The organism is Variovorax sp. PAMC26660 (assembly GCF_014302995.1).
GTDB lineage: Bacteria > Pseudomonadota > Gammaproteobacteria > Burkholderiales > Burkholderiaceae_C > Variovorax.
The window spans coordinates 1,772,707-1,795,295 of sequence record NZ_CP060295.1 but is presented as its reverse complement, the minus strand read 5'-3'; the positions used below and the strand labels follow the sequence as shown (position 1 = coordinate 1,795,295).

Genomic DNA, 22,589 nt, shown 5'->3' with positions numbered 1-22,589 from the left:
TTGTCGGTCAGTTCTTCGCTTGCAGCCCGATCACGCGGCCAGCGAGCTTCGTCAGCTCGGCCACCACCTCGTCGGGCGAAAGGCGCCCGCCGGGGCGATACCAGCTGTACAGGAAGCCCGGCAGGCTGCAGGCCGCAAGCGCGGTGATCTTGGTTTCGGCAAAGTCCAGGTCGCCGTCGCGCCGTGCTTCTTCGAGCAACGGGCACAGCAGCTCGTAGAAATGGTGCGCCAGCTTCTTTTGCGCGGCGATGTACTCGGGGCGGTACACCTGCGGCTCGCGGTACGCAAAGAAGGCCACCGGGTGGTGGGCAATGGTCGCGCGAATCAACCGCCCGATGCCCTCGATCACCTTCTCGCTGGCGCGGCGCGGGTCGTCGGCCGCGAAGTCGAGCGCGGTGAAGCAGTCGACCGCCGGGCGCCAGGAGAGCGTCTCGAAGATTTCCTGCTTGTCGCGGAAGTAGTAGTACACGAAGGGCTTGGTCACGCCCAGTGCGCGCACGATCTGCGCCATCGTGGTGTTCGCGTAGCCCTGCGCGGCGAAGAGCTGCGCCGCCGCCTGCAGGATGCGCTCGCGCTGCAGGTCGGTGCCCTGCGTGGCCGCGCGCTGGCGCCCCGTGCCCTGGGGCAGGTGCGGCTGTGCCGTGGCTTCGTTGTGGTCCCCAGAGGGTTTGTGCCGTGTCGCGGAAGTTATACCCATGGGTAGGATTGTTCGTGCACCATGCCGCATTGGCAAGCGCCTGCCACGTGCAGGCGGCTATCGATAACCCTGAGAAAGTGACGCCATGGAGACATTGCCCGACCGCCCCCAGCAGCCCTTGCACGAGTACCTGCGCACCCATGCGCGCGAGCGGGGCGACAGCCCCGCCTGCATCTGGTACGGCCATGCGATGAGCTGGGCCCAGCTCGACCGCGCCAGCGACGCCTTCGCGGCCCGCCTGCAGGCCCTCGACGTGAAGAAGGGCGAGCCGGTGGTGCTCTTTCTCAACAACTGCCCGCAGTACCTGGTTGCGCACTTCGGCATCCAGAAGATCGGCGCCATCGTCTGCCCCAGCGGTCCGCTCAACAAAGAGCACGAGCTGGCCTACCAGGTCAACGACCTGAAGGCGCGTGTGATCGTCGCGGCGGCGCCGCTGCTGCCGGTGGTGCGCAAGGTGCAGGCCGGCAGCGCCCTGGCGCATGTGTTCGTGGTGCACTACGCCGACCTGTTGCCCACGCCGGCCGCGATCGATCTGCCGCCTGAACTGGCCGCCGAGCAGAAGGCCGAACGCAGCGTTCCTGAAGACTGCGAAGACTTCCTTGCCGTCATGCGCGCGGACACCAAGCCGCAGCCCGTGGCCATCGACCTCGACGACGTGGCGCTCATGACCTACACATCGGGCACCACCGGATTGCCCAAGGGCGCGATGCTGAGCTACGGCAATGCGCTCTTCAAGACACGCGCCGCCGCCGACTGCAATGGCGTGGGGCCCGGCGACGTGCTGCTGTCCATCGCGCCGCTGTATCACATCGCCGGCATGCTGATGGGGGTCAACGTGCCGGTGCTCAGCGGCGCCGCCTCGGTGCTGCTGCACCGCTTCGATCCGCACGCCGTGCTGCAGGCCATCGCGGGCTACAAGGTGAGCTGGTGGTACAGCATCGCGCCGATGAACGTGGCCTGCATGCAGGTGCCCGACATCGCGAGCTTCGATCTGGGCAGCCTGAAGATGAACCCGGTGACCAGCTTCGGCATCACCTTCACCGAGCCGCTGGCCGCGCAATGGCGCTCGCACGCCGGCAACTGCACTTCTTTCGAAGCCGCCTACGGCCTGAGCGAAACCCACACCTGCGACACCTACACGCCGCACCACGCGCCGCGCTGGGGCACGCAGGGCATTCCGGTGCCGGGCGTGACCATCCGCATCGTCAATCCCGACAAGGATGGCGACACGCAGGCCGACATGCCCACCGGCGAGGTCGGCGAGATCGTGCTCATCAGCCCGGGCACCTTCAAGGGCTACTGGAACAAGCCCGAAGCCACCGCAGCCACGCTGCGCAACGGCTGGGTGCACACCGGCGACATGGGCAAGCTCGACGCAGACGGGTATCTCACCTTCATCGGTCGCTTCAAGGAAATGATCAAGGTCTCGGGCTACAGCGTGTTCCCCGAAGAGGTCGAGACCATCCTCATCAAGCATCCCGCCGTGGCACAGGCCGCGGTGATCGCGCTGCCCGACGCCGAGAAGGGCGAAGTCGTGAAGGCCTTCATCGTGCGCAAGCCCGGTGCCACGCTCGACGCTGCGGCGCTCGTGGCCTGGGCGCGCGACAACATGGCCAGCTACAAGGCGCCGCGCGCCGTGAGCTTCATCGATGCATTGCCGACCACCGGCGCCGGCAAGGTGCTGCGCCGCCTGCTCAAAGACCCAACCTGAGAGGTTCCGCTTGCTGTTCTCCAAAGTTCTGATTGCCAACCGCGGCGAGATCGCTGTGCGGCTGGTGCGCGCGTTGCGCGACCTCGGCATCGCCAGCGTGGCGGTGCACGCGCGCGACGATGCTTCTGCACTGCATGTGCAATTGGCCGACGTGGCCGTGGCGCTCGATGCGACCGGGCCTTCCGCCTACCTCGACATCGCCGCGCTGATCGCCATTGCACGGGCGCAGGGCTGCGATGCGGTGCATCCCGGCTACGGCTTCCTGAGCGAGCGCGCCGATTTCGCGCAGGCCTGCGCGGACGCGGGACTGGTCTTCATCGGCCCGACGCCCGAGCAACTCGGCTTGTTCGGCGACAAGGCCCGTGCACGCGCACTGGCCGCGCAATGCGATGTGCCGGTGATGCCCGGCAGCACGGGCGCGGTCACGCTGGCACAGGCGCAGGCCTTCTTTGCCCAGCAGCATGCGCAGGGCGCGGGCGTGATGGTGAAGGCCATCGGCGGCGGCGGTGGGCGCGGCATGCGCGCGGTGCTGAAGGCCGAGGAATTGCCCGAGGCGCATGCGCGCTGCATGTCCGAAGCCAAGGCCGCCTTCGGCATTGAGGGCGTGTATGTCGAACGCCTGATGCGCAATGCGCGGCACATCGAGGTGCAGGTGCTGGGCGATGGCCAGGCCGTCGCCAGCCTCGGCGAGCGCGAATGCACCTTGCAGCGGCGCTTCCAGAAGCTGGTGGAGATCGCGCCCAGTCCGTCGTTGCCCGAGGCCTTGCGCGCGCAGGTCACACAGGCCGCGTTGCGCATGGCAAAGACGGTGGACTATCGCAGTCTGGGCACGTTCGAGTTTCTGGTGGATGCGGAATCGTCGACGCTCCCCTTCGTCTTCATCGAGGCCAACCCGCGCCTGCAGGTGGAGCACACGGTGACCGAAGCGGTCACGGGGCTGGATCTGGTGCAACTGCAGATTGCGGTGGCGGCGGGCGAGTCATTGAATGCGTTGGGTGTGGAGGCCGATCGCACGGCGCCGCAACGGGGCTTTGCGATCCAGTGGCGCATCAACGCCGAGACGCTCGATGCACAGGGCAACGCACGGCCGTCGGGCGGAACGCTCTCCCGCTTCGACTTGCCTGCGGGGCCGGGCGTGCGTGTCGATACGCATGGCTACACGGGCCTTGCACCGTCGCCGCACTACGACACGCTGCTGGCCAAGCTCATCGTGCAATCGCCATCGCCGCGTTTCGCGGATGCCTTGCGGCGTTCGTTGCGCGCGCTGGACGAATGCCACATCGACGGGATCGCCACCAACCTGTCGCTGCTGCGTGCGATTGCGGCGCGGCCCGAGTTCGCCACGCAGGCCGTGCACACGCGTTTCGTGGAGGCGCACCTGGGCGACCTGCTCGCGGCTGCGGCCTCGCTTGAGAAGCATGCGAAGAAGAGCGTGCCCGTGGTTGCGACGGAAGGCGCTTCGGCGGTCGCTGACGACGAAGCCGACGACCTGACAGTCAAGGCCCCGATGCCCGCGAAGCTGGTGCAATTCGAAGTCGCGGTGGGCGACGTGTTGCCCGCCGGCGCACAGCTCGGCGTGCTCGAAGCCATGAAGATGGAACACCTGCTGCACGCGCCCGTGGCCGGCCGCGTGGTCGCGCTGCTGGCCGCGCCCGGCGACTACCTCGTCGAAGGCCAGTCGCTGGTACGGCTCGAAGCCGTCGATGCGCAGGCCGTCGAGGCCGAAGCGCGTGCCGAGCATGACCTCGACACGGTTCGCCCCGATCTGCAGAAAGTGATCGACCGCCACGCGCCCACGCTCGACATCAACCGCAAGGCGGCCGTCGACAAGCGCCATGCGCAGGGTGGCCGTACCGCGCGCGAGAACATTGCCGACCTGTGCGACAGCGCAGCCGACCCCGGCAACTTCATCGAATACGGCGCGCTCGCCATCGCCGCACAGACGCGCCGCCGCACGCTTGAAGATCTGATCGCGAACACCCCCGCCGACGGCATGGTTACGGGCCTTGGCAGCATCAACGCGAAGCAGTTCGGTCCCGAGGTCTCGCGCTGCGCCGTGCTGGCCTACGACTACACGGTGCTGGCCGGCACGCAGGGCATGCGCAACCACCACAAGACCGATCGCCTGCTGGCGGTGGCGCATCAGCTCAAGCTGCCCGTGGTGCTGTTCGCCGAAGGCGGCGGCGGCCGGCCGGGCGATACCGACATGCCGATCGTCGCGGGCCTCAACAACCACACCTTCAGCCAGTTCGCGGCGCTGTCGGGCAAGGTGCCGGTGGTCGGCATCGTGCATGGCCGTTGTTTCGCGGGCAACGCGGCGTTGCTGGGTTGCGCCGACGTGATCATCGCGACCAAGGGCAGCAACATCGGCATGAGCGGCCCCGCGATGATCGAGGGCGGCGGCCTGGGCACCTTCGCGCCCGAGCAGATCGGGCCGAGCAGCGTGCAGTCGCGCAACGGCGTGATCGACATCCTGGTGGACGACGAGGCCGCGGCGGTTGCCGCCGCGAAGCAGTACCTGTCGTACTTCCAGGGCGCGACCGGCGACTGGCAATGCGCCGATCCGCGCACGCTGCGCCATGTGGTGCCCGAGAACCGCCTGCGCGTGTACGACGTGCGTGCTGCGATGCGCGGCGTGGCCGACATTGGCTCGCTGCTCGAACTGCGCGCCGGTTTCGGTGCCGGCATCGTCACCGCGCTCGCGCGCATCGAGGGCAAGCCGGTCGGACTGATGGCGAACAACCCGCACCACCTGGGCGGTGCGATCGACGTGGAGGCGGCCGACAAGTCTGCGCGCTTCATGCAACTGTGCAACGCGCACGGGCTGCCGCTGGTGTCGCTGTGCGATACGCCGGGCTTCATGGTCGGCCCCGAGATCGAGGCACAGGCGCAGGTGCGCCATGTGTGCCGCATGTTCATGGTGGCATCGCACCTGCGCGTGCCTTTCTTCGCCGTGGTGCTGCGCAAGGGCTACGGCCTGGGCGCGCAGGCGATGACGGCCGGCGGTTTCGATGCGCCGGTGTTCACCGTGGCATGGCCCACCGGCGAGTTCGGTGCGATGGGACTCGAAGGCGCGGTGCGGCTGGGCTTTCGCAAGGAGCTGGCGGCAGAGCCGGAAGGCGCCGAGCGCGATGCGTTGTTCAAGAAGCTGGTCGCGCAGCAGTACGCCAACGGCGAGGCAATCCACATGGCGCAGACGCTGGAGATCGACGCGGTGATCGATCCGGCCGACACGCGTGCGTGGCTGGTGCGCGGCCTGAATTCCGCCACGCGCGCGGCGCAGCCCGTCTCGCCCTATGTAGACACCTGGTAACCATGCACTAGACCTCGTAACCGGCGGGGGCAACGCGGCTCCGTACACTGAACCGCTTTGCGCGCATGGAACTGATTTCACGTTGGCTGGCTCGCGTTCGCGGAATGACCGCGATGCATGGGGTGCTCGGGGTTTTTCTCTTGGCGCTCGCGGTTGGCGCGCAGGCGGAGCCGGTTGCAGGCAAGCCGCGCCCGCCCGTTGAAGCCCACGCCCAGTGGGTCGGCAGCTGGGCGGTGGCGCCCTATGACTTCCAGGAATTGGCGATCAATCCTGCGGCCGTCTCGGCTGTCGGCGCGGTCGGCATCCAGGCCTTTCGTGGTCAGACGCTGCGCCAGCTGGTGCGGCCCACGCTGGACGGCGAGCGCGTGCGCATCCGCTTTTCCAACGTCTTCGGCAAGACGCCGCTGCACATCGCGGCCGCGAGCGTGGGGCTTGGCACTGGCGCGAGTTCGGCTTCGCCGGCCTCGTTGCGGGAGCTGCGTTTCAATGGCCGCGGCGACCTCACCGTGGAACCCGGTACCGAGGCCTGGAGCGATGGCATCGATCTCAAGGTCGAGGCCGGGCAGGACGTGGTGGTGAGCACCTTCATGGACCAGCTCACGCCCTTCGCAACCATCAGCCTGCAAGACCTGAAGACGAGCTGGGTGGTGGTGGGCAATGGCATCCTGAAGCCCAAGCTGGAGGGCGCGATACCGATGGCGCTCAATCACATCGTGACCGGCCTGGACGTGTGGAGTCGCGAGCCGGCCCTGACCGTGGTCGCTTTCGGTGACTCGATCACGGCAGGCGGTGGCGAAGCAGGCGAGGGCGCATACCCCGACCTGCTGGCCACACGACTGCGCGACAGCCCCCGGGCGCCCAAGGCGGTGTCGGTGCTCAACGAAGGCATCGGCGGCAACCGGCTGTTGCTCGACGGCTCGGGGCCCAGCGGTCTTTCGCGCTTTGCGCGCGATGCGCTGGGGCAAAGCGGCGTGACGCACGTGATCGTGCTGCTGGGCACCAACGACATCGGCCGCAAGGCCCTCGTCAGCAAGGCGGGCCTTGTCATGCCGCCCGGCGAGATGCCGACCACCCAGCGCATCATCGCCGGGCTCGCGCAACTGATCGCGCAGGCCCGCGCCAAGGGCGTGAGGGTGCTGATCGGCACCGTGCCGCCCTTCAAGAACGGCGTCTACTGGACCAAGGACACCGATGCCATGCGCGACGAGGTCAACCGCTGGATTCGCGGGCGCAAGGACGTGGATGGCGTGATCGATTTCGACGCTGCCCTGCGCGACCCCGCGGACCCTGCAGCCATGGACCCGAAGTACGACAGCGGCGACCACTTGCATCCGGGCAAGGCGGGCCGCGCCGCGATGGCTGCGGCGGTCGATGTGCGGGGGTTCTGAGGGCAAGCGCCTGCAGCAGCGACAGATCGCGCGATCTGCTTGAAGCGCGAAACAGCTCTACACAAGATTTCGCGTGCCACTTACAGGTGCTTCACATGGCGCCGGCAGCATGAAGGCTCCTCCAACAACGCATGAGGCAACCTTCATGAAAAAACTCGCATTGGCTCTTTCCGTCGGCGCCGCGTCGCTGCTGTCGGTGGGAGCGCTGACCGTTCCCACGGCCGCGCAGGCGCAGCCCATCGTCACCATTCAGGTGGCCCCGCCTCCGCCGCGCTTCGAGCGCATGCCGCCGCCGCGGCGCGGCTTCGTGTGGGCCCCGGGGCACTACGAGTGGCGCGGCGGTCGCCATGTGTGGGTTGGCGGCGTGTGGGTGCGTGCGCGTCCGGGTTATGCCTACCGCCCGCCGGCATGGCGCCAGGACGGCGGGCGCTGGGTGTACAGCGCGGGCCGCTGGGACCGTGACGGCGACGGCGTGCCTGATCGCTACGACCGCCGCCCCAACAACCCCTACCGGAACTGACCGGAACTAGCGGAAGACGACGGTGCGGTGGCCGTTCAGCAGCACGCGGTGCTCGCTGTGCCACTTCACCGCGCGGGCCAGCACCTGGCTCTCGGTGTCGCGGCCACGGGCCGTGAGGTCTTCGACGGTGTCGGTGTGGTCGGCGCGGGCCACGTCCTGCTCGATGATCGGGCCTTCGTCGAGGTCGGCCGTCACGTAGTGGGCGGTGGCACCGATCAGCTTCACGCCGCGGTCATGCGCCTGATAGTAGGGCTTGGCGCCCTTGAAGCTGGGCAGGAACGAGTGATGGATGTTGATGGCGCGGCCGGCCAGGTTGCGGCACAGGTCGTTGCTCAGGATCTGCATGTAGCGCGCAAGCACCACCAGTTCAGCGCCTTCGGCCTCGATGATTTCCAGCTGCTTGGCCTCGACCTGTGCCTTGGTCGCGGCCGTCACCGGCAGGTGGTGGAAAGGAACGTTGTAGCTGGCCGCCAATTGGTAGAACTCGCGGTGGTTCGAGATGATGGCGCGCACGTCGATCGACAGCAGGCCGCTCTTCCAGCGGAACAGCAGGTCGTTCAGGCAGTGGCCTTCCTTGCTGACCAGGATCACGGTCTTCATCGGCTCTGCGGCGGCGTGCAACTGCAGGTTCATGCCGAAACCGGCAGCGAAGGTCTTCAGTTCCTCGCGCAGCGTGGCTTCGCTGTGCTCGCCGCAGGCGAAGCGCACCCGCATGAAGAACAGGCCGGTGCCGTGGTCGTTGTACTGGGCGGCCTCTTCGATGTTGGCGCCGCGCTCGAGCAGGAAGCCCGAGACGGCGTGCACGATGCCCGTACGGTCGGGGCACGAGAGGTTCAGGATGTAGGCGGGCGCAGTGGCCAGGAGGGGCGTTTGGGTCGTCATCAGGGGCGTAATTGTGGCAGGGGTGCCAGAATCGCGATTTCCCCCGCCCCATTACCGCAGATCACCGCAGGAGACACACATGGCCTTCCAGGACTTCAACATGGACAACCAGTGGTTGCCCTTCACCCCCAACCGCCATTTCAGGAAAGACCCGCGCGTCTTCGTGGCGGCCGACGGCATGGAGTTCACCACCCATGACGGCAAGAAGGTGATCGACGGCATCTCGTCGCTGTGGTGCGTGGGCGCGGGCCACAACCGCAAGCCGATCAACGAGGCGATCAAGAAGCAGCTCGACACGCTCGACTACGCCACCGCCTTCCAGGTCAGCAACGACAAGGCTTTCAAGGCGGCCGAGATGATCGCCGCGCTGGCCCCGGGCGACCTCAACCGGGTGCTGTTCTGCAACTCGGGCAGCGAGGCCGCAGACACCTCGATGAAAGTGGCGCTGGCCTACCACCGCGCGCGTGGCGAGGGCCATCGCAATGTGTTCATCGGCCGCGAGAAGGGCTACCACGGCGTGGGCTTCGGCGGCATGTCGGTGGGCGGCATTCCGGGCAACCGCAAGGTGTTCGGCTCGGCCTTTTTGCCGCGCGTGGACCACATGCGCTTCATTCACGACCCGGTGAACCACGCCTACATCCACAACGAGGAGCCGGTGTGGGCCGAAGACCCGCTGGTCGAACTTGAAACGGGCATCCTGCCGCTGCACGATCCGAGCAACATCGCCGCGATCATCGTGGAGCCGGTGGCCGGTTCGGCGGGCTGGTACCTGCCGCCCAAGGGCTACCTGCAGAAGCTGCGCGCCATCTGCGACAAGCACGGCATCTTGTTGATCTTCGACGAGGTCATCACCGGCTTCGGGCGCATGGGCACCAACTTCGCGTCGGACTATTACGGCGTGGTGCCCGACATGCTGAACTTCGCCAAGTGCGTGACCAACGGCGTCATTCCGCTGGGCGGCGTGATCTGCCGCGACAAGCTCTACGACGCGATGATGAAGACCGACGCGCCCGAGCACGTGGTCGAGTTCTTCCACGGCTACACCTACTCGGGCCATCCGGTGGCCTGCGCCGCGGCCATCGCCACGCTCGACCTGTTCAAGCAAGAGAACCTGTTCGCCCGCGCCGGCGAGATGGGCAAGGTGCTCGGCGATGCCTTCCACAGCGCCTTCAAGGGCCTGCCCAACGTGATCAGCATCCGCAGCCTGGGTCTGGCCGCGGCGGTGGAGCTGGCACCCATCGCGGGTCTGCCGGGCAAGCGCGCCTATGACATCTTCCTGGACTGCTTCCACAAGGGCGCGCTGGTGCGGGCTGCGGGCGACGTGCTGGTGATTGCACCGCCGTACATCGTGGAAAAGTCTCACATCGACACGCTGGTCAACACGCTGGCCGATTCGATCAAGAAGAACGCCTGAGCCGGGCGAGCGGCATGCGCGGCAGCTGACACGCTGCCGCGCCGCAGACTCTCGCAACCCACCGATTTCCGTTGCACGGACCCCGCCAGACACCGGTCATTTCTACCGGTTCGCGGGATACCGAACGCTGCATGCGATCCATAGCATCGCCTCGCGAAACGTCGCACTCATGAATTGTGCGAGTGCGTTTTCCGAGAGGAGCAGTCATGCAATGCGTATTTCCCCCCACCGGCACCGACGTGTCCGGGTGCCGCCGCCAACGTGGCGCGCTGTCGATGGCGCTCCTGCTTGCGGCCGTGTGCGCCGCGCCGCCGGCGCTGGCCAACAACGTCGGCGAAAACGCCGCATGGCAGTTCCAGTCAAGCACCGACAAGGTCAACCAGGCGGCCATCCAGGACATGATCCGCAAGCAGAAGAGCGGCTACTACGCGGCGCCGGTCTACAACACGACCATCGGTCGCCAGTACAACTGCAACGTTTCCGCCAGCTCGACCGGCAATGACGGCAACAACAGCACGGTTGCCAATTCGCCATCGAACGCGGGGGCCCGTTCGGACGCCTCGGGCAACGACAGCCGCACGGCCGTTGGCACGACCGGCGGTGCGACGGTAGGCACGTCGCAGGCCAATGCCGGCGCGGTCGGCTCGGCCGTCGTGGGCGGCACCAGCACGCAGGTGCAGGGTGCGGCCACCCAGGCACTGAACTCCAACCAGGGCAACACCGGCGCACAGACCGCCAGTGTGGGCGGCAGCTCGGCGTGCGCATTCGGCGTGCTCAATTGAACAGGGCACGCGACATGCACATCACACAAACCCTCTCGCTGGTTGCCACCGCGACCCTCGCGCTGGCCGGTTGCGTCTCCGCGCCGCAGCAACGCTTTGCGCCCAACGAAGCACCGGTCGTGCTTGGCCCCGCAGTGCGTGACAACGTGACGCCGATGGAGCCGGTGCTCGCCTGCTTTGCCGACCACATCGCGGCCACGCGGCGCGCGCCGGTCGTCATCGGCGTGGGCGACGTGAAGGACTACACCGGCAAGTACAGCATCAACGAAGGCAATGCGATCACGCAGGGCGGCGCGTTGATGGTCTATTCGGCGCTCGGCAAGCTGGGCGGCGCGGTGAGCATCGCGGAACGCTTCGACCCGGTGATCGCCGAGCGCGAACTGGCGTACGCCGACCGCCGCCAGCTCGGCGACGGCAAGACGCACCAACTGGCCGGCCCCAACGGCGGCCAGCAGGTGCCGTGGCTGCCGTACTTCGGCGGCTCGATCAACAAGTCCGACTACTTCATCGTCGGCGGCATCACCGAGCTGAACTACAACATCAACTCCGGCGGCGCCGAGTTCGCGGTGAACCAGGTGGGCGTGAAGGCGCGCACCTTCAGCCAGTCGGTGGGCGTGGACCTGCGCATCGTCGACACCAAGACGCTGATGGTGGTGCGCACCGTGAGCCTGACCAAGCAGTTCAACGGCTACGAGGTCGGCCTGAACGTGTTCCGCTTCTTCGGCAGCAAGCTGTATGACGTGGACATCGGCGCGAAGGGCCAGGAGCCGGTGCAGATGGGCGTGCGCGCCGCGCTCGAGGAAGGTGTGGTGCGGCTCATGGCCGCCGTCACGCAGGTCGACCACCGGCCTTGCATGACGATGCGCCCCGGCGGCGGCGAGCAGATCCCGTTGGTGCCCGCCGCCGACCTGCGCAAGGTCGACAACCCGGGCGATGCCACGGTGGGCGGCGCAGCGGTGACCTCGCCCGTGGTGCAGAGCGGCGTGGCCGTCAACGCCTCGGGCCAGGGCGGCGCGCGCCTGACCGGCACGGCCACGCAGGTGCCCTTCGACTTCGGCGCGACCACGCTCGGCGGCAGCACGCTCGCGCTGATCGACCAGATCGCGGGCGCTGCGAAGAAGGGCGCCACCGACATCGTGCTGGTGGCGCGCGACACCGAGAACTGGGACGCCCGCAAGCGCGATGAACTGACCGACCAGCGCATTGCCGCCGTCACTTCGGCGCTGGCCAATCGCGGCGTGGCGCCGGGGGCCATCAACGTCACGTGGCGGCCCGATGCAGCCGACACGTCGATCCATCGCGACGGCCCCGGCCTGCAGGAAATTGCCAAGCTGCGCGTCGGCAGCCCGGTGGTCAGCGGCGCGGCCGCACTCTCATCCGAAAGCGCCGGCAAAGGGGGCTGAGCCGCCGCGCATCCAGCAAGTCGAGCCCCCTGCCGAGGCTGCTGCCCCGATCTCTCTGTTTCATTCAAAACCGCTTCCAACATCTACCCGAGGAATCACACCATGAACGCACGCAAGATCCAACGCCGGGCCGCCAGCGCGCCCATGTTCAGCCTCAGCAGCATCGGCGCGGCCGTGGCAATGGCGCTGATTGCGGCCGGTGGCGCGCAGGCCGCCGAGACCCTGGTCGGCCCCACGTACAACGGCACGGCCCTCGGCGCATCGGCCCTGCCGAGCCAGAGCACCAACGCCGCGCCGATCACCGCCACGATCACCAATGCGGTCGTGGGCACGGTCGCCAACGGCTCGCCCAGCTCTCCGAATCCGGGGAGCCAGGCCACCAACGGCAACCTGATCGGCGCCACTGCCACGGGCAACACCTACACGAACACCATCGCCAATCACTTCGGCGGGGATGCCTCGCTGAGCATCGGCGTCAACACCGGCGCGATCAACAGCAGCGTCATCAGCAGCAAGATGGCCGTCGAGTCCAACGTCCTGCAAAGCGGCAGCCTGGTCAACACCGACAACACGATTTCGGCGACGACGACGCTCAACGGCGGCACCTCCACGGTGTCGGGCACGGCCCCGGCGGGGCCGGCCGCGCCGCAGGCGGGCACGGCGGTGCTGACCTATCCCGCCGGCGCCCAGCTCTTCGATGCCAAGGGCAATGTCGTCGTGACCAACGTGCAGGCGGCCACGGGCCCCAGCTCCAGCGCGAACGTGACAGGCAACGTGGTCGACCTGGCCCTGACCACCCCCGGTGTCGTGACGGTCGATTCGACGCTCGCGCGCAACTCGGTCTCGGCCGTCTTCAAGGGCAACAGCGCGTCGAACACGGCCTCGATCGTGGCCGGCGGCGCACCCACGTTCGCGGGCTCGGCGCTGGTGTCGAACCTGCAGGTGAACGGCAACGGCATCCTGGCGGCCACGCAGAGCGCGAACAACACGAACACGGTGGTGCTGGGCGGTGTCGGTGGCTTGCCGGGCGGCCCCAACCAGTTGCAGGGCAAGCTCTCGGTTCTGGACAACACCATCTCCAGCGCGGCCACCGGCAATGAAGCACTCGGCGCCACGGCAGGCGTCGCGGGCAACCGCATCCTGATCGACGGCGTGTCGGTGGTCGGCTCCGTCACGCCCGCCTCGGCGACCAACAACAGCACGCATGTCGGCGTGGGCGTGACCACCAATGTCAGCAGCGACCTGGCCATCGTCAACAGCCAGGGCAACCTCGGCGTGGGCTTCCTCGGGAGCGGCGTCATCGCGGCGACAACGGGCGCCCAGGTGGTTGCGGCTGCGCAGTCGATCAACGGCGGCACCCTCACGCTGGCGCGCAACAACATCACGGCGGATGCGGTCGGCAACACGGCCTTCAGCGCCATTGCCACAGGCGCGAGTGGTGGCTCGTTCGCGGGCACCGTTGCACTGTCGAACCAGCAATCGAACTCGGGGACGCCGGTGGCCGGCATGGTCGGGTCTTCGAGCATCCAGGCCGCGACGGGCGACGCAACGGGCCGCACCGTCGGCAGCACGGTCTCGGTGGCCAACAACCGCTCGTCCGCCACCGGCCAGGGCAACCAGATCACCCAGAGCGTGGCGCTCGGCGTGGGCGGCGTGGGCAGCGCGGCGCTTGGCAACGGCAACGTCACGCTGACGGGCGGCACCAGCTCGGACGGCCGCGTGTCGGCCGGCGGCGCCGCCACGCTCACCAACCTGCAGGGCAACTACGGCAGCCCGGTGGGCGGCAGCAACATCAGTCCGACGGTCGTGCTGCAGGCCAACAGCGGCGGCGTGGACATCGCGAACAACATGCTGTCGGTGACCGGCAACCAGCAGGAAGCGGTGGGCATCGGCAGCGGCGCGACCAACTCGCTGTCGCTGTCCGGCAATGCGGTAGGCACCGGCGCGGGCATCGCCAGCGTGCAGATGAACGACGGCACCTCGCCGGTGGGCGCGGGGGTTTCCAACGCGCAGGCCCGGCTGGTCGCGAGCGGCAATGTGTCGGGCGGCTCGCTGGCGCTCACCGACAACCTGCAGCGCTCCATTGCCTACGGCAACGCGGTGGCGAACGGGCTGAGCGTCACGACGGGCAACGTCGCCGTTGCTCCCGGCGCCACGCCGGCTTCCTCGATCACCACCAACATCGCGAACAACCTGCCGTTCGACAACAACGCGGCTGCGCAGCCCACGGTTCGCGCGGCCTACGGCGTGCTGAACGACCAGTCGGTGCAGGCGACCGTCAATGCCGCCACCACCGGCGCCAACACGATGGCCGTGACCGTCGGCGGCAACGTCACGGGTGCGCGCATCTCGAATGACAGCAACACAGTGGTCTCGGCGAGCTATGCCAACGATGCCGCCAACGGCATCAAGCTGGATGTGAACAACGTGACCAACACCTTCCCGCTGACGGGCGCGTCGGTGGCCAACGTGACCAACGTGCAGACGGTGGCCGGCGCGAACACGATCATCTCCGCGCTCGTCGGCGGCGGCGCCGTGGAGCGGACCGTGATCAACGGCTCCGTCTCCGGTGCCGGTTCGTCGGTCTCGACTTCGGACAACCAGACCGAGGCGCTGGCTTTCGGCAGCCGCGCGACCGGCAACACCGTGGCCGTGAAGGGCAACAACATCAACACCGCCGGCCTCCTGAGCGTGACCGGCGCGTCGCTCAACGGCGCGGGCGTGCTCGGCGTGACCGCTGCCTTCAGCGTGCAGAACGCACAGGCCGGCCAGGGAACGGTGTTGGCCACCCGCAGCGGCGGGCCGGAGGTGCTGACGCAGATCGTCGGCAACCTGGCCAACACCAGCGTGGACGCCAGCCGCAACACGGTCGCGGCCACGGCCACGAGCAACAGCGCGGTCAACGGCGTGGGCATCGACGCGAACGGCATCACGACCTCCAGCGCGGTGCAGAACATGCAAGTGACGTCGGCGGCAGTGAAGTCATCGATCGGCCAGGAGAGCCCAGCGCTCAACGACAAGAGCGGCGTGCAGGTCGGCGTTGGCGGCGCCAGCATCGTGGGCGCACAGATCTCGGTCGACAAGAACATTGCCAGCGGCTCGGCCACCGGCAATGCCGCCACCAACAGCATCGACGTGAAGGGCAACACGATCGCCACGGGCAGCCTGCTGCCGGCCATCGCGACGAACCTCGGTGCAACGGCCAGCGCCAACGGGGACCACGCCATCTCGAACATCCAACTGGTGAACGGCACGGCGCCCGTGTCTTCCAAGGTGGCCGCGGCCTATGGCATCGACACGGCGCCCGGCGCGGTGATCACCGGCTCGAAGCTGAGCGTCTCGGGCAACACGCAAAGCGCCGAAGCCGTCGCCAATACGGGCACCAACAGCATCGCGCTGGGCGCAGGCGCCATTTCCGCGCGCTCCGCGATCCAGTCGACGCAGGCGAGCGGGGCTGCGGTCGAGGCGCGCTCGATCAGCCAGGCTTTTGCGCCCGGCGCTGTCGGGAGTTCTTCGGTGCGCCTCTCGGACAACAGCAACAGCGCGCTCGCTGTGGTCAACGACGTCGCCAACAAGGTGACCGTGGCCGCGGGCAGCACCAGCAGCCTCGGCCTTCCCGCCCTGGCGACGCAGGGCACGCTGCCGGGCAACACGGCGGCAGCGGGCGACCAGGTGATCGCCAACCGCCAGTCGGCCGCGACCTCGGTCAGCAGCCGCGCCGATCTTTCGCTCTACAACGAAGACGCCACCGTGGTGCCGAACTCGGGCCTGCTCAACAGCACGTTCACGGTCTCGGGCAACGGCAATGTGTCCGAAGCCACGGCCAACCGCGCGAGCAATGCGATGTCGACCACCGGCAGCACGACGCAGGCGGCAAGAACCGCAGTGCTGAATGTGCAGGACAGCGGAGCCGCCGTGAAAGCGGAGGCGAACACCACCGCCAAGCTGACGCTGACCGGCCCCAACGCGCTCAACGCCAGCACGGTCACGCTGAGCAACAACAGCACCGGCGCCTCGGCCATGGGCAGCGCGGCGACCAACAGCCTGGAGGTCAAGGGCAACACCATCGCGGGCGGCGCGCTGCCCGCGGTGGCGCAGACCGGCGCGGGCTCGACCCTTGCGCTGCTGACGGCGGACCACGTGCTCGGTAACGTGCAAGTGGGCACGGGGGCCGTGTCGGCCGTCGTGACGGGCAGCATCGGCGTCGACTCGGCACCGCTGTCGACGGTGGCGGGCTCGACGCTCACCGTGTCCGACAACCGCCAGAGCGCGAAGGCCGTGGCCAACACGGCGCTCAACAGCGTGAGCATCACGGGCACGAACGTGGCGGCGCGCTCGGCACTGCAATCGACGCAATCGGGGCTGGCACCGGTCACGGCATCGTCGACGCTCGAAGTGTTCGCGCCAGCGGCGTCTTCCGGATCGACGGTCCGCCTTTCGGGCAACAGCAACAGCGCGCTCGGCGTGATCAACGACGTGGCCAACACGCTGACCGTGGCCGGGGGCAACGTGCAGCCTGCGGGCTCGACGGGTGCCGTGTCGCTCGTCGAGACCGGCAGCGCCGACAACGTGACGGCCACCGGCGACCATGTGCTGTCGAACCGCCAGACGGCCGGGGCCACGGTCAGCAGCACCGCCACCACTTCGCTGTACAACGAAGACCGCCTGGTGCCGAACACCGCGGGGCTGGTCGGCGGCTCGTTCACGGTCTCGGGCAACAGCACCATTGCCGAAGCATCGGCCAACCGTGCGACCAACACGGCCTCGGTGACGGGCGATGCGGCGCAGGGCGCCAGCGCCGGCATCGTCAACGTGCAGGGCAGCACGGCTGTCGTGACTGCCACGGCCGTCACGACAGCAGCCGTGACACTCGCAGGCGCCGTGCCGCTCAACGGCGGCAGCGTCTCGCTGAACGGCAACACCACCGCCGCGCTGGCACGCGGCAACGCGGCCACCAATGTGCTGGATTCGGGTGCGGGCAGCGGCTACGGCGCTGCCACACCGACCGGCTCGGCCGCCTTGGTGGGGACGCCGCTTGCGCTCAATGTCGGGGCCAGCGCGGCCATCCTGAACAGCCAGAACAATGCGGGCGCCGTCACGGCGTCGAGCACGGGCGTGAGCTATCAGGTGGCGCTCAATGGCACGCTGGGCGGCGCGGGCACCTCGAACGGCACGGTGGGGGTGACGGGCAACACGCTGGCTGCGCAGGCCTACGGCAACAGCGCCACCAACCGTGTGACTCAGGTGGCGCTGAACACCGGCACGCCGAGCGCGGCGGTCGGCAACTACCAGGTCAACACCGGCGCGGTCACGGCCACGGTGACCAGCGTGAACTTCGGCATCAACACGCTGGGCGCCGTGGGCAGCAGCGCGATGCGCACGACGGGCAACCAGATCACGGCGTCGGCGACGGGCAACTCGGCGGTGTCGTCGATCGCGACGCGCTGAAACCGCGTCGTCACCAGGCTGCAAAAGCCGCGGGCCTTCGGGCTCGCGGCTTTTTTTCGAGGCTTACTGCGCGCTGGCCTTGGCGGGCCGACGCAGCTCGGCGCAGTAGTCTTTTTCGGGCAGTGGCGGCGTCTGCCAGGTGCTGTCGTATTCACCCACCACCACGTTGGCAAGGGACGGCGCGGCCAGCATGCGCACGGTGACGACCTTGACGTCGTCCGGCAGGTGCTGCGGCACGCCCAGCGTGCGCACCACGTGGCCGGCACCCGCGATCAGCAGCACCGTCTTGCCCGGCTGCCGGGCCTTGACGACCGCCTGCGCCATCGCGCGGTCGCGGCCGACCTGGATGCGCGTCATCGGGACGATCTGCGATTCGGGGAGCATCTGGCAATGGCCTTCGCGCACGGCGTCCTGCTGCGCGGCGTAGGCCTTGGTGTTGAGCTGCGCGTCGAGCGAGACGTCGGCCATCGCATCCTTCATGTGCGCACGCTGCAGATTGGCGCCGACCACGGGCACGCCGGCACGCACGGCGGCCATCACGGCGGGGCCGTAGCTGGCCCAGGGCCAGGCCTTGTCGTTCCAGTCGAGGGCGGCCTGCACCTGGGCCTCGCTCGCGCTGGCCGCGACATGGGCGGTGCTGCGGCCTTCCTCGGCCATCTCCAGCGCCAGCGCGGCGAGCTGGCCGCGCTCGGCCAGCGCCTGCACGGCTTCGCGCTCGATCGCGTGGTGCTCGGGGGCATCGTGCTGCTCGCCCAGCAAGAGGGCGTCGGCCGGCAGCAGGGCCGTGATGCGGCGTGCGACGGGCACATCGGTGCCGGGCGTTGCGGTCGAGCCGGAGGAAAGCGCCGCGCAGCCCGCGAAGGCGGTGGCGGCAAGCATCGGAAACAGGAGTCGGGTGGCCCGCAGGGGCCAGTGTCGAAGGAAAAGCATCGCGCCATACTATGCCCCCGGCATCTCCCCGCCCTGCAGTCCATTCCCGCTTTTTCCTGTCCGTGCCCTTCCGTTTTTCACTTCGCGTGCTGGCCACGTTGCTGCTGGCGCTTGCGGTCGCGGGCGTCTGCCTTGCGCTGCACACGCCGCTGCCCTGGATGATCGGCCCGTTGCTCGCGGTGTCGCTGGCTTCGATCGCGGGCGCGCCGACGGCGAGTTCCACGCCGCTGCGCAATGCGGGGCAGTGGACCATCGGCACAGCCTTGGGGCTCTACTTCACGCCGCATGTGGTCTCGCTGGTGGCGAGCGTGTGGTGGGCGATTGCGCTGGCCATTGCCTGGGCGCTGCTGCTGGGCTGGGGCTTCGGGCGCTGGCTGCATGGGCTGCACGCCGCACGCATGCCGCATGTGCCGGCGAAATCCATGAGAGCCACTACTTACTTTGCAGGCGCGATTGGCGGCGCATCGGAGATGACGCTGCTGGCCGAATCGGCCGGCGCGCGCACCGACCTCGTGGCTGCCGCGCACAGCCTGCGGCTGGTGGTGGTGACGGTCACGATCCCGTTCGCGATGCAGTGGAGCGGGCTGCAGGGGCTGGAAATCAACCCGCCGGGCCCGCGTGAAGTCAACACGGGCGGGCTCTTGCTGCTCGCGCTGGCCACGGGTGTCGGCGGGCTGGTGATGCGCGCGCTCAAGCGCACCAACCCGTGGTTCATCGGGCCGCTGCTGGTGGCGATGGGCTTCACCATCGCGGGGCAGTCGCTGTCGGCGGTGCCCACGTGGATGTCGAACATGGCGCAGTTGGTGATTGCGGTGAGCCTGGGCGTGCGCTTCAGCCGGGAGTTCATTCACACGGCGCCGCGCTGGCTGGGCTCGGTCGCGTTGGGCACCTTCGGCATGCTGCTGCTGTGCGGCGGGGTGGCGTGGCTGCTGGCCTGGGCGACGGGGCTGCATCCGGCCACGATGCTCCTGAGCACCTCGCCGGGCGGCATCGCCGAGATGTCGATCACGGCCAAGGTGCTGCAGCTCGGGGTGCCGGTGGTGACGGCCTTTCAGGTGTGCCGGCTGGTGGCGGTGCTGCTGCTGGTGGGGCCGATGTTCCGGTGGATCTACCGGTAAAGGCGACGGCCATCACCCAATGAAAAAGCGCCCCGTGGGGCGCTTTGTTGTCTGTGCGAGTGGCCGGGCCGCTCAGTGCACCAGCACCGGCGTGTGGGCCAGCTCGGCATAGCCTTCGAGCGTGTCCTCGACTTCTTCCTGCGTGGGCGTGTTGAGCTGCCAGGCGGTGATCTGCTGCTGGAACAGTTCGGCCCAGGAGCCGTCGAGGTAGACCTCCTTGCCCGAGCGCTTGTCCACGATCTCGAAGCCGTGGCGTTCGAGGACCGGCACATTGGGCATTGCGCGCTCGTCGCCTTCATTTGGCTGCACGTGCACGACGACGAAGGACTCCGAGTCGTAAAGCATGTTCATGGCGGGCCCTGTGAGGATGTCGATGGCGTTCATGGGGGTTAGATAGCAATCAACGCGCCAGTTTCAAGAACAGTTGTCGTATGGCCTCTTCCCGGAACTGGTTTATGAGCTTTTTGCCTCAATTCGCCGGCGCCTCGGGTAGGGATTTGCGCAATTGAGCGTCAGCGAAGTTGCCGTTGGGCTCGGTCTGCTTGATCCGGACCGGCAGGTAGCCATACGCCGGCGCCAGCCAAAGCTCGAGCTTGCTGTCGAACTCCTGCCGGGGGCTGCGCGTGAGCTTGCGCGCCGTGTATTCCCCGGCGGGCAGGCTCAGTTTTTCTTCTTCGCCGACCACGAAGACCCAGATGCCGGCATCGCGCGGCCCTACGGTCTGCACCGAAATCTTGCTGCCCGTGGGGTAGCGGCCCGGGTCGCCGGCCAGCAGGCCGCCGAGCTGCATCATCACGCTGAGCCGGTCTTGCGCGCCCGCCAGCAGCGGCACGGGGGGCGCGTTGTTGCTGAAGATCACCTGCGCCTGGTCACGCACGAAATGCGAGGCCACCTCGGCCTTGCGGCTCTCGGAGTAGCGCTCGGGCTCGATGCCCGAGGGGCCGATCCGGCCGGTGCTGTGCTGGCTGCGGATGGTGCTGAACAGCAGCTTGAGCGTCAGCCGCGCGTCGTAGCGGCTGCCGTCCTGCAGCCAGACCAGCTCGCCGAACACGCCCTGCATTGGCGAGGCGCCGTCCTGGCCGGTGGCGGTGAAATCGAGCGTGACCGAGCCCGGAATGCGCAGCGACTGGGTGCCGACGATGTTGCCGGACGTCGGGTTGGACGCACCGGCCGTGGCCCCTGGCGCGCTGTCCCCGGTGCCGCCCGCAGCTGCTGCGCCGGCCGGAGCGCTGGCAGCGGCTTCCGGCGGTTTTGCTCCTGAATCGGTAGCGGCCTGCGCAGTCAGGTCGGGCGTTTCCGGGGTGGGAGTCGCGGAAGCATCCGGTTCCGGCGCGACAGTCTCGGGTGTCGGTTTCGGCCGGGGCACCGAGGGCGCGCGCGGCCGCCTGGGCTTCACCGCCGCCGGTGGCCGGGCCTCGACCGGCGCGGTCGCGGCCGGCGCCGCGGGCTTGTCCGACGCCGGCGGCGCGATCACGATCGTGCGCGTGATGAACTTGTTCGCCAGCGGCGAGGGCTCCGGCCCCATGGCCGTCGGCGCCAGCCCGAGCACCAGCACATGGACCAGCGCCACCGCCAGCGTCAGCCCGGCCAGCACCCGCCAGGACGGACGACCGGGCAGGCGAAGGGACAGCGAAGAGGGGGCGGCAAGCGTCGACATCAGTGTGTGGAGTGGGGGCCAGGTGCCGAGGTTCACGAAGACCATCTCGGTACACTGCCGCCCGTTCAACCAGTTTAAGTGGGAGCGGCACCGCGACCTGTCTTCGCGGCGCTTCCGCATCACGCACCGCACCATGAAACTCGCCACCCTGAAGGACGGCTCGCGCGACGGCCAGCTCGTCGTTGTCTCGCGCGACCTCACGCTCGCCCACTACGCCACCGGCATCGCGAGCCGCATGCAGCAGGTGCTGGACGACTGGGGCTTCATGAGCCCGCAGTTGCAGGACCTGTACGACGCCGTCAACACCGGCCGCGCGCGCCACTCCTTTCCCTTCGATCCCTCGCTGTGCATGGCGCCGCTGCCGCGCGCCTACCAGTGGGCGGATGGCTCGGCCTACCTGAACCACGTCGAGCTGGTGCGCAAGGCGCGCAACGCCGAAGTGCCCGAGAGCTTTTATTCCGACCCGCTGATGTACCAGGGCGGCAGCGACGACTTCCTCGGTCCGACCGACGACGTGATCGTGCCCAGCGAAGCCATGGGCATCGACTTCGAGGCCGAGATCGCCGTCATCACCGGCGACGTGAAGATGGGCGCCACGCCCGACCAGGCCCTGGACGGCATCCGCCTCGTGATGCTGGCCAACGACGTGAGCCTGCGCAACCTGATCCCGGCCGAGCTGGCCAAGGGCTTCGGCTTCTTCCAGAGCAAGCCCGCCACTGCCTTCAGCCCCGTGGCCGTCACGCTCGACGAAATCGGCGAGGCCTGGCAGGACGGCCGCGTGCACCTGGCGCTGCAAAGCAGCTGGAACGGCCGCAAGGTCGGCATGTGCGACGCCGGCCCGGAGATGACCTTCCACTTCGGCCAGCTCATCGCCCACATCGCCAAGACGCGCAACGTGCGCGCCGGCAGCATCGTCGGCAGCGGCACCGTGAGCAACAAGGGCGTCGAGAAGAAAGACGGCCAGATGGACTGGCCCAAGGGCTATTCGTGCATCGCCGAGAAGCGCTGCATCGAGACCATCCAGGGTGGCGCACCCGTCACCGATTTCATGAAGTTCGGCGACACCATCCGCATCGAGATGAAGGGCCTGGACGGGCGCTCGCTGTTCGGTGCGATCGACCAGGAAATCGTGTCGACGAACGGGCGGCCGAAGGAGGCGCCGGTATCGCTGGTGAAGCCGCAGGCGGAAGAAGCCGCCGAAGACTGAGGCACTGCGGCAACGCCGCATGCCTGCGCTCGCCACGGGCGCCCTCCCTGCCGTGGCTATGATCGCGCCGCTGCCTTCGCGCCTCTGTGTCGCGTCGGGCAGCGCGTCCGGCGGCTGCG

The 22,589-nt window shown here is 68.3% G+C and carries 15 protein-coding genes; 10 read left to right on the top strand and 5 right to left on the bottom strand.

The annotated features are described in order from the left end of the window. Positions 1–7: 7 nt before the first annotated feature. Positions 8–697, bottom strand: a complete 690-nt coding sequence (locus H7F35_RS08575; RefSeq protein WP_187112485.1) for a TetR/AcrR family transcriptional regulator — start codon at positions 695–697, stop codon at positions 8–10. Between the two features lie 85 nt (positions 698–782). On the opposite strand from H7F35_RS08575, the gene H7F35_RS08570 reads away from it, so the two are divergent. The 4 genes from H7F35_RS08570 (at position 783) to H7F35_RS08555 (ending at position 7,629) form a co-directional block, all read left to right on the top strand. Beyond that, a complete protein-coding gene (locus tag H7F35_RS08570; RefSeq protein WP_187112484.1) occupies positions 783–2,408 on the top strand; it encodes an AMP-binding protein in 1,626 nt (541 codons plus the stop codon). Between the two features lie 13 nt (positions 2,409–2,421). Next, positions 2,422–5,721: a carboxyl transferase domain-containing protein gene (locus tag H7F35_RS08565; RefSeq protein ID WP_187114196.1), complete on the top strand. Its 3,300-nt coding sequence runs from the start codon at positions 2,422–2,424 to the stop codon at positions 5,719–5,721. Between the two features lie 104 nt (positions 5,722–5,825). Continuing rightward, the gene (locus tag H7F35_RS08560; RefSeq protein ID WP_261803570.1) at positions 5,826–7,109 is read left to right on the top strand and encodes a GDSL-type esterase/lipase family protein; all 1,284 of its coding nucleotides are present in this window, start codon (positions 5,826–5,828) and stop codon (positions 7,107–7,109) included. 145 nt (positions 7,110–7,254) lie between these two features. Beyond that, complete coding sequence (locus tag H7F35_RS08555; protein ID WP_187112482.1) at positions 7,255–7,629, top strand: YXWGXW repeat-containing protein; 375 nt, start codon at positions 7,255–7,257, stop codon at positions 7,627–7,629. Between the two features lie 6 nt (positions 7,630–7,635). Here the strand turns inward: H7F35_RS08555 and purU are convergent, their stop codons facing one another. Further along, positions 7,636–8,511, bottom strand: a complete 876-nt coding sequence (gene purU, locus H7F35_RS08550) for a formyltetrahydrofolate deformylase (RefSeq protein WP_187112481.1) — start codon at positions 8,509–8,511, stop codon at positions 7,636–7,638. Between the two features lie 79 nt (positions 8,512–8,590). On the opposite strand from purU, the gene H7F35_RS08545 reads away from it, so the two are divergent. From H7F35_RS08545 to H7F35_RS08530, 4 genes are all read left to right on the top strand, one after another. Continuing rightward, positions 8,591–9,925, top strand: coding sequence for an aminotransferase class III-fold pyridoxal phosphate-dependent enzyme (locus tag H7F35_RS08545; RefSeq protein ID WP_187112480.1), 1,335 nt, complete (start codon positions 8,591–8,593; stop codon positions 9,923–9,925). Between the two features lie 206 nt (positions 9,926–10,131). Continuing rightward, positions 10,132–10,707 carry a hypothetical protein gene (locus H7F35_RS08540; RefSeq protein ID WP_261803569.1) on the top strand — a complete coding sequence of 192 codons (576 nt, stop codon included), beginning with the start codon at positions 10,132–10,134 and terminating at the stop codon, positions 10,705–10,707. Between the two features lie 14 nt (positions 10,708–10,721). Next, on the top strand, positions 10,722–12,110 hold the full coding sequence (locus H7F35_RS08535; RefSeq protein ID WP_187112479.1) for a CsgG/HfaB family protein: 1,389 nt from the start codon (positions 10,722–10,724) through the stop codon (positions 12,108–12,110). 102 nt (positions 12,111–12,212) lie between these two features. Next, positions 12,213–17,558 (top strand): beta strand repeat-containing protein, encoded by a 5,346-nt coding sequence (locus H7F35_RS08530; RefSeq protein ID WP_187112478.1) that lies wholly within the window; start codon positions 12,213–12,215, stop codon positions 17,556–17,558. Between the two features lie 63 nt (positions 17,559–17,621). On the opposite strand, the gene H7F35_RS08525 is transcribed toward H7F35_RS08530, so the two are convergent. Next, entirely contained in the window at positions 17,622–18,437 is an 816-nt protein-coding gene (locus H7F35_RS08525) for a ChaN family lipoprotein (RefSeq protein ID WP_261803568.1), read from the bottom strand. Positions 18,438–18,550: 113 nt separating this feature from the next. Between H7F35_RS08525 and H7F35_RS08520 the strand changes: the two genes are divergently transcribed. After that, positions 18,551–19,606, top strand: coding sequence for an AbrB family transcriptional regulator (locus H7F35_RS08520; RefSeq protein ID WP_187112476.1), 1,056 nt, complete (start codon positions 18,551–18,553; stop codon positions 19,604–19,606). Positions 19,607–19,678: 72 nt separating this feature from the next. Here the strand turns inward: H7F35_RS08520 and H7F35_RS08515 are convergent, their stop codons facing one another. Further along, positions 19,679–19,957: a DUF3567 domain-containing protein gene (locus tag H7F35_RS08515; RefSeq protein ID WP_187114194.1), complete on the bottom strand. Its 279-nt coding sequence runs from the start codon at positions 19,955–19,957 to the stop codon at positions 19,679–19,681. A gap of 118 nt (positions 19,958–20,075) precedes the next feature. Further along, positions 20,076–21,263 carry a DUF3108 domain-containing protein gene (locus H7F35_RS08510; protein ID WP_187112475.1) on the bottom strand — a complete coding sequence of 396 codons (1,188 nt, stop codon included), beginning with the start codon at positions 21,261–21,263 and terminating at the stop codon, positions 20,076–20,078. Positions 21,264–21,396: 133 nt separating this feature from the next. On the opposite strand from H7F35_RS08510, the gene H7F35_RS08505 reads away from it, so the two are divergent. After that, positions 21,397–22,470: a fumarylacetoacetate hydrolase family protein gene (locus H7F35_RS08505; protein ID WP_187112474.1), complete on the top strand. Its 1,074-nt coding sequence runs from the start codon at positions 21,397–21,399 to the stop codon at positions 22,468–22,470. The last annotated feature ends 119 nt before the right edge of the window (positions 22,471–22,589 follow it).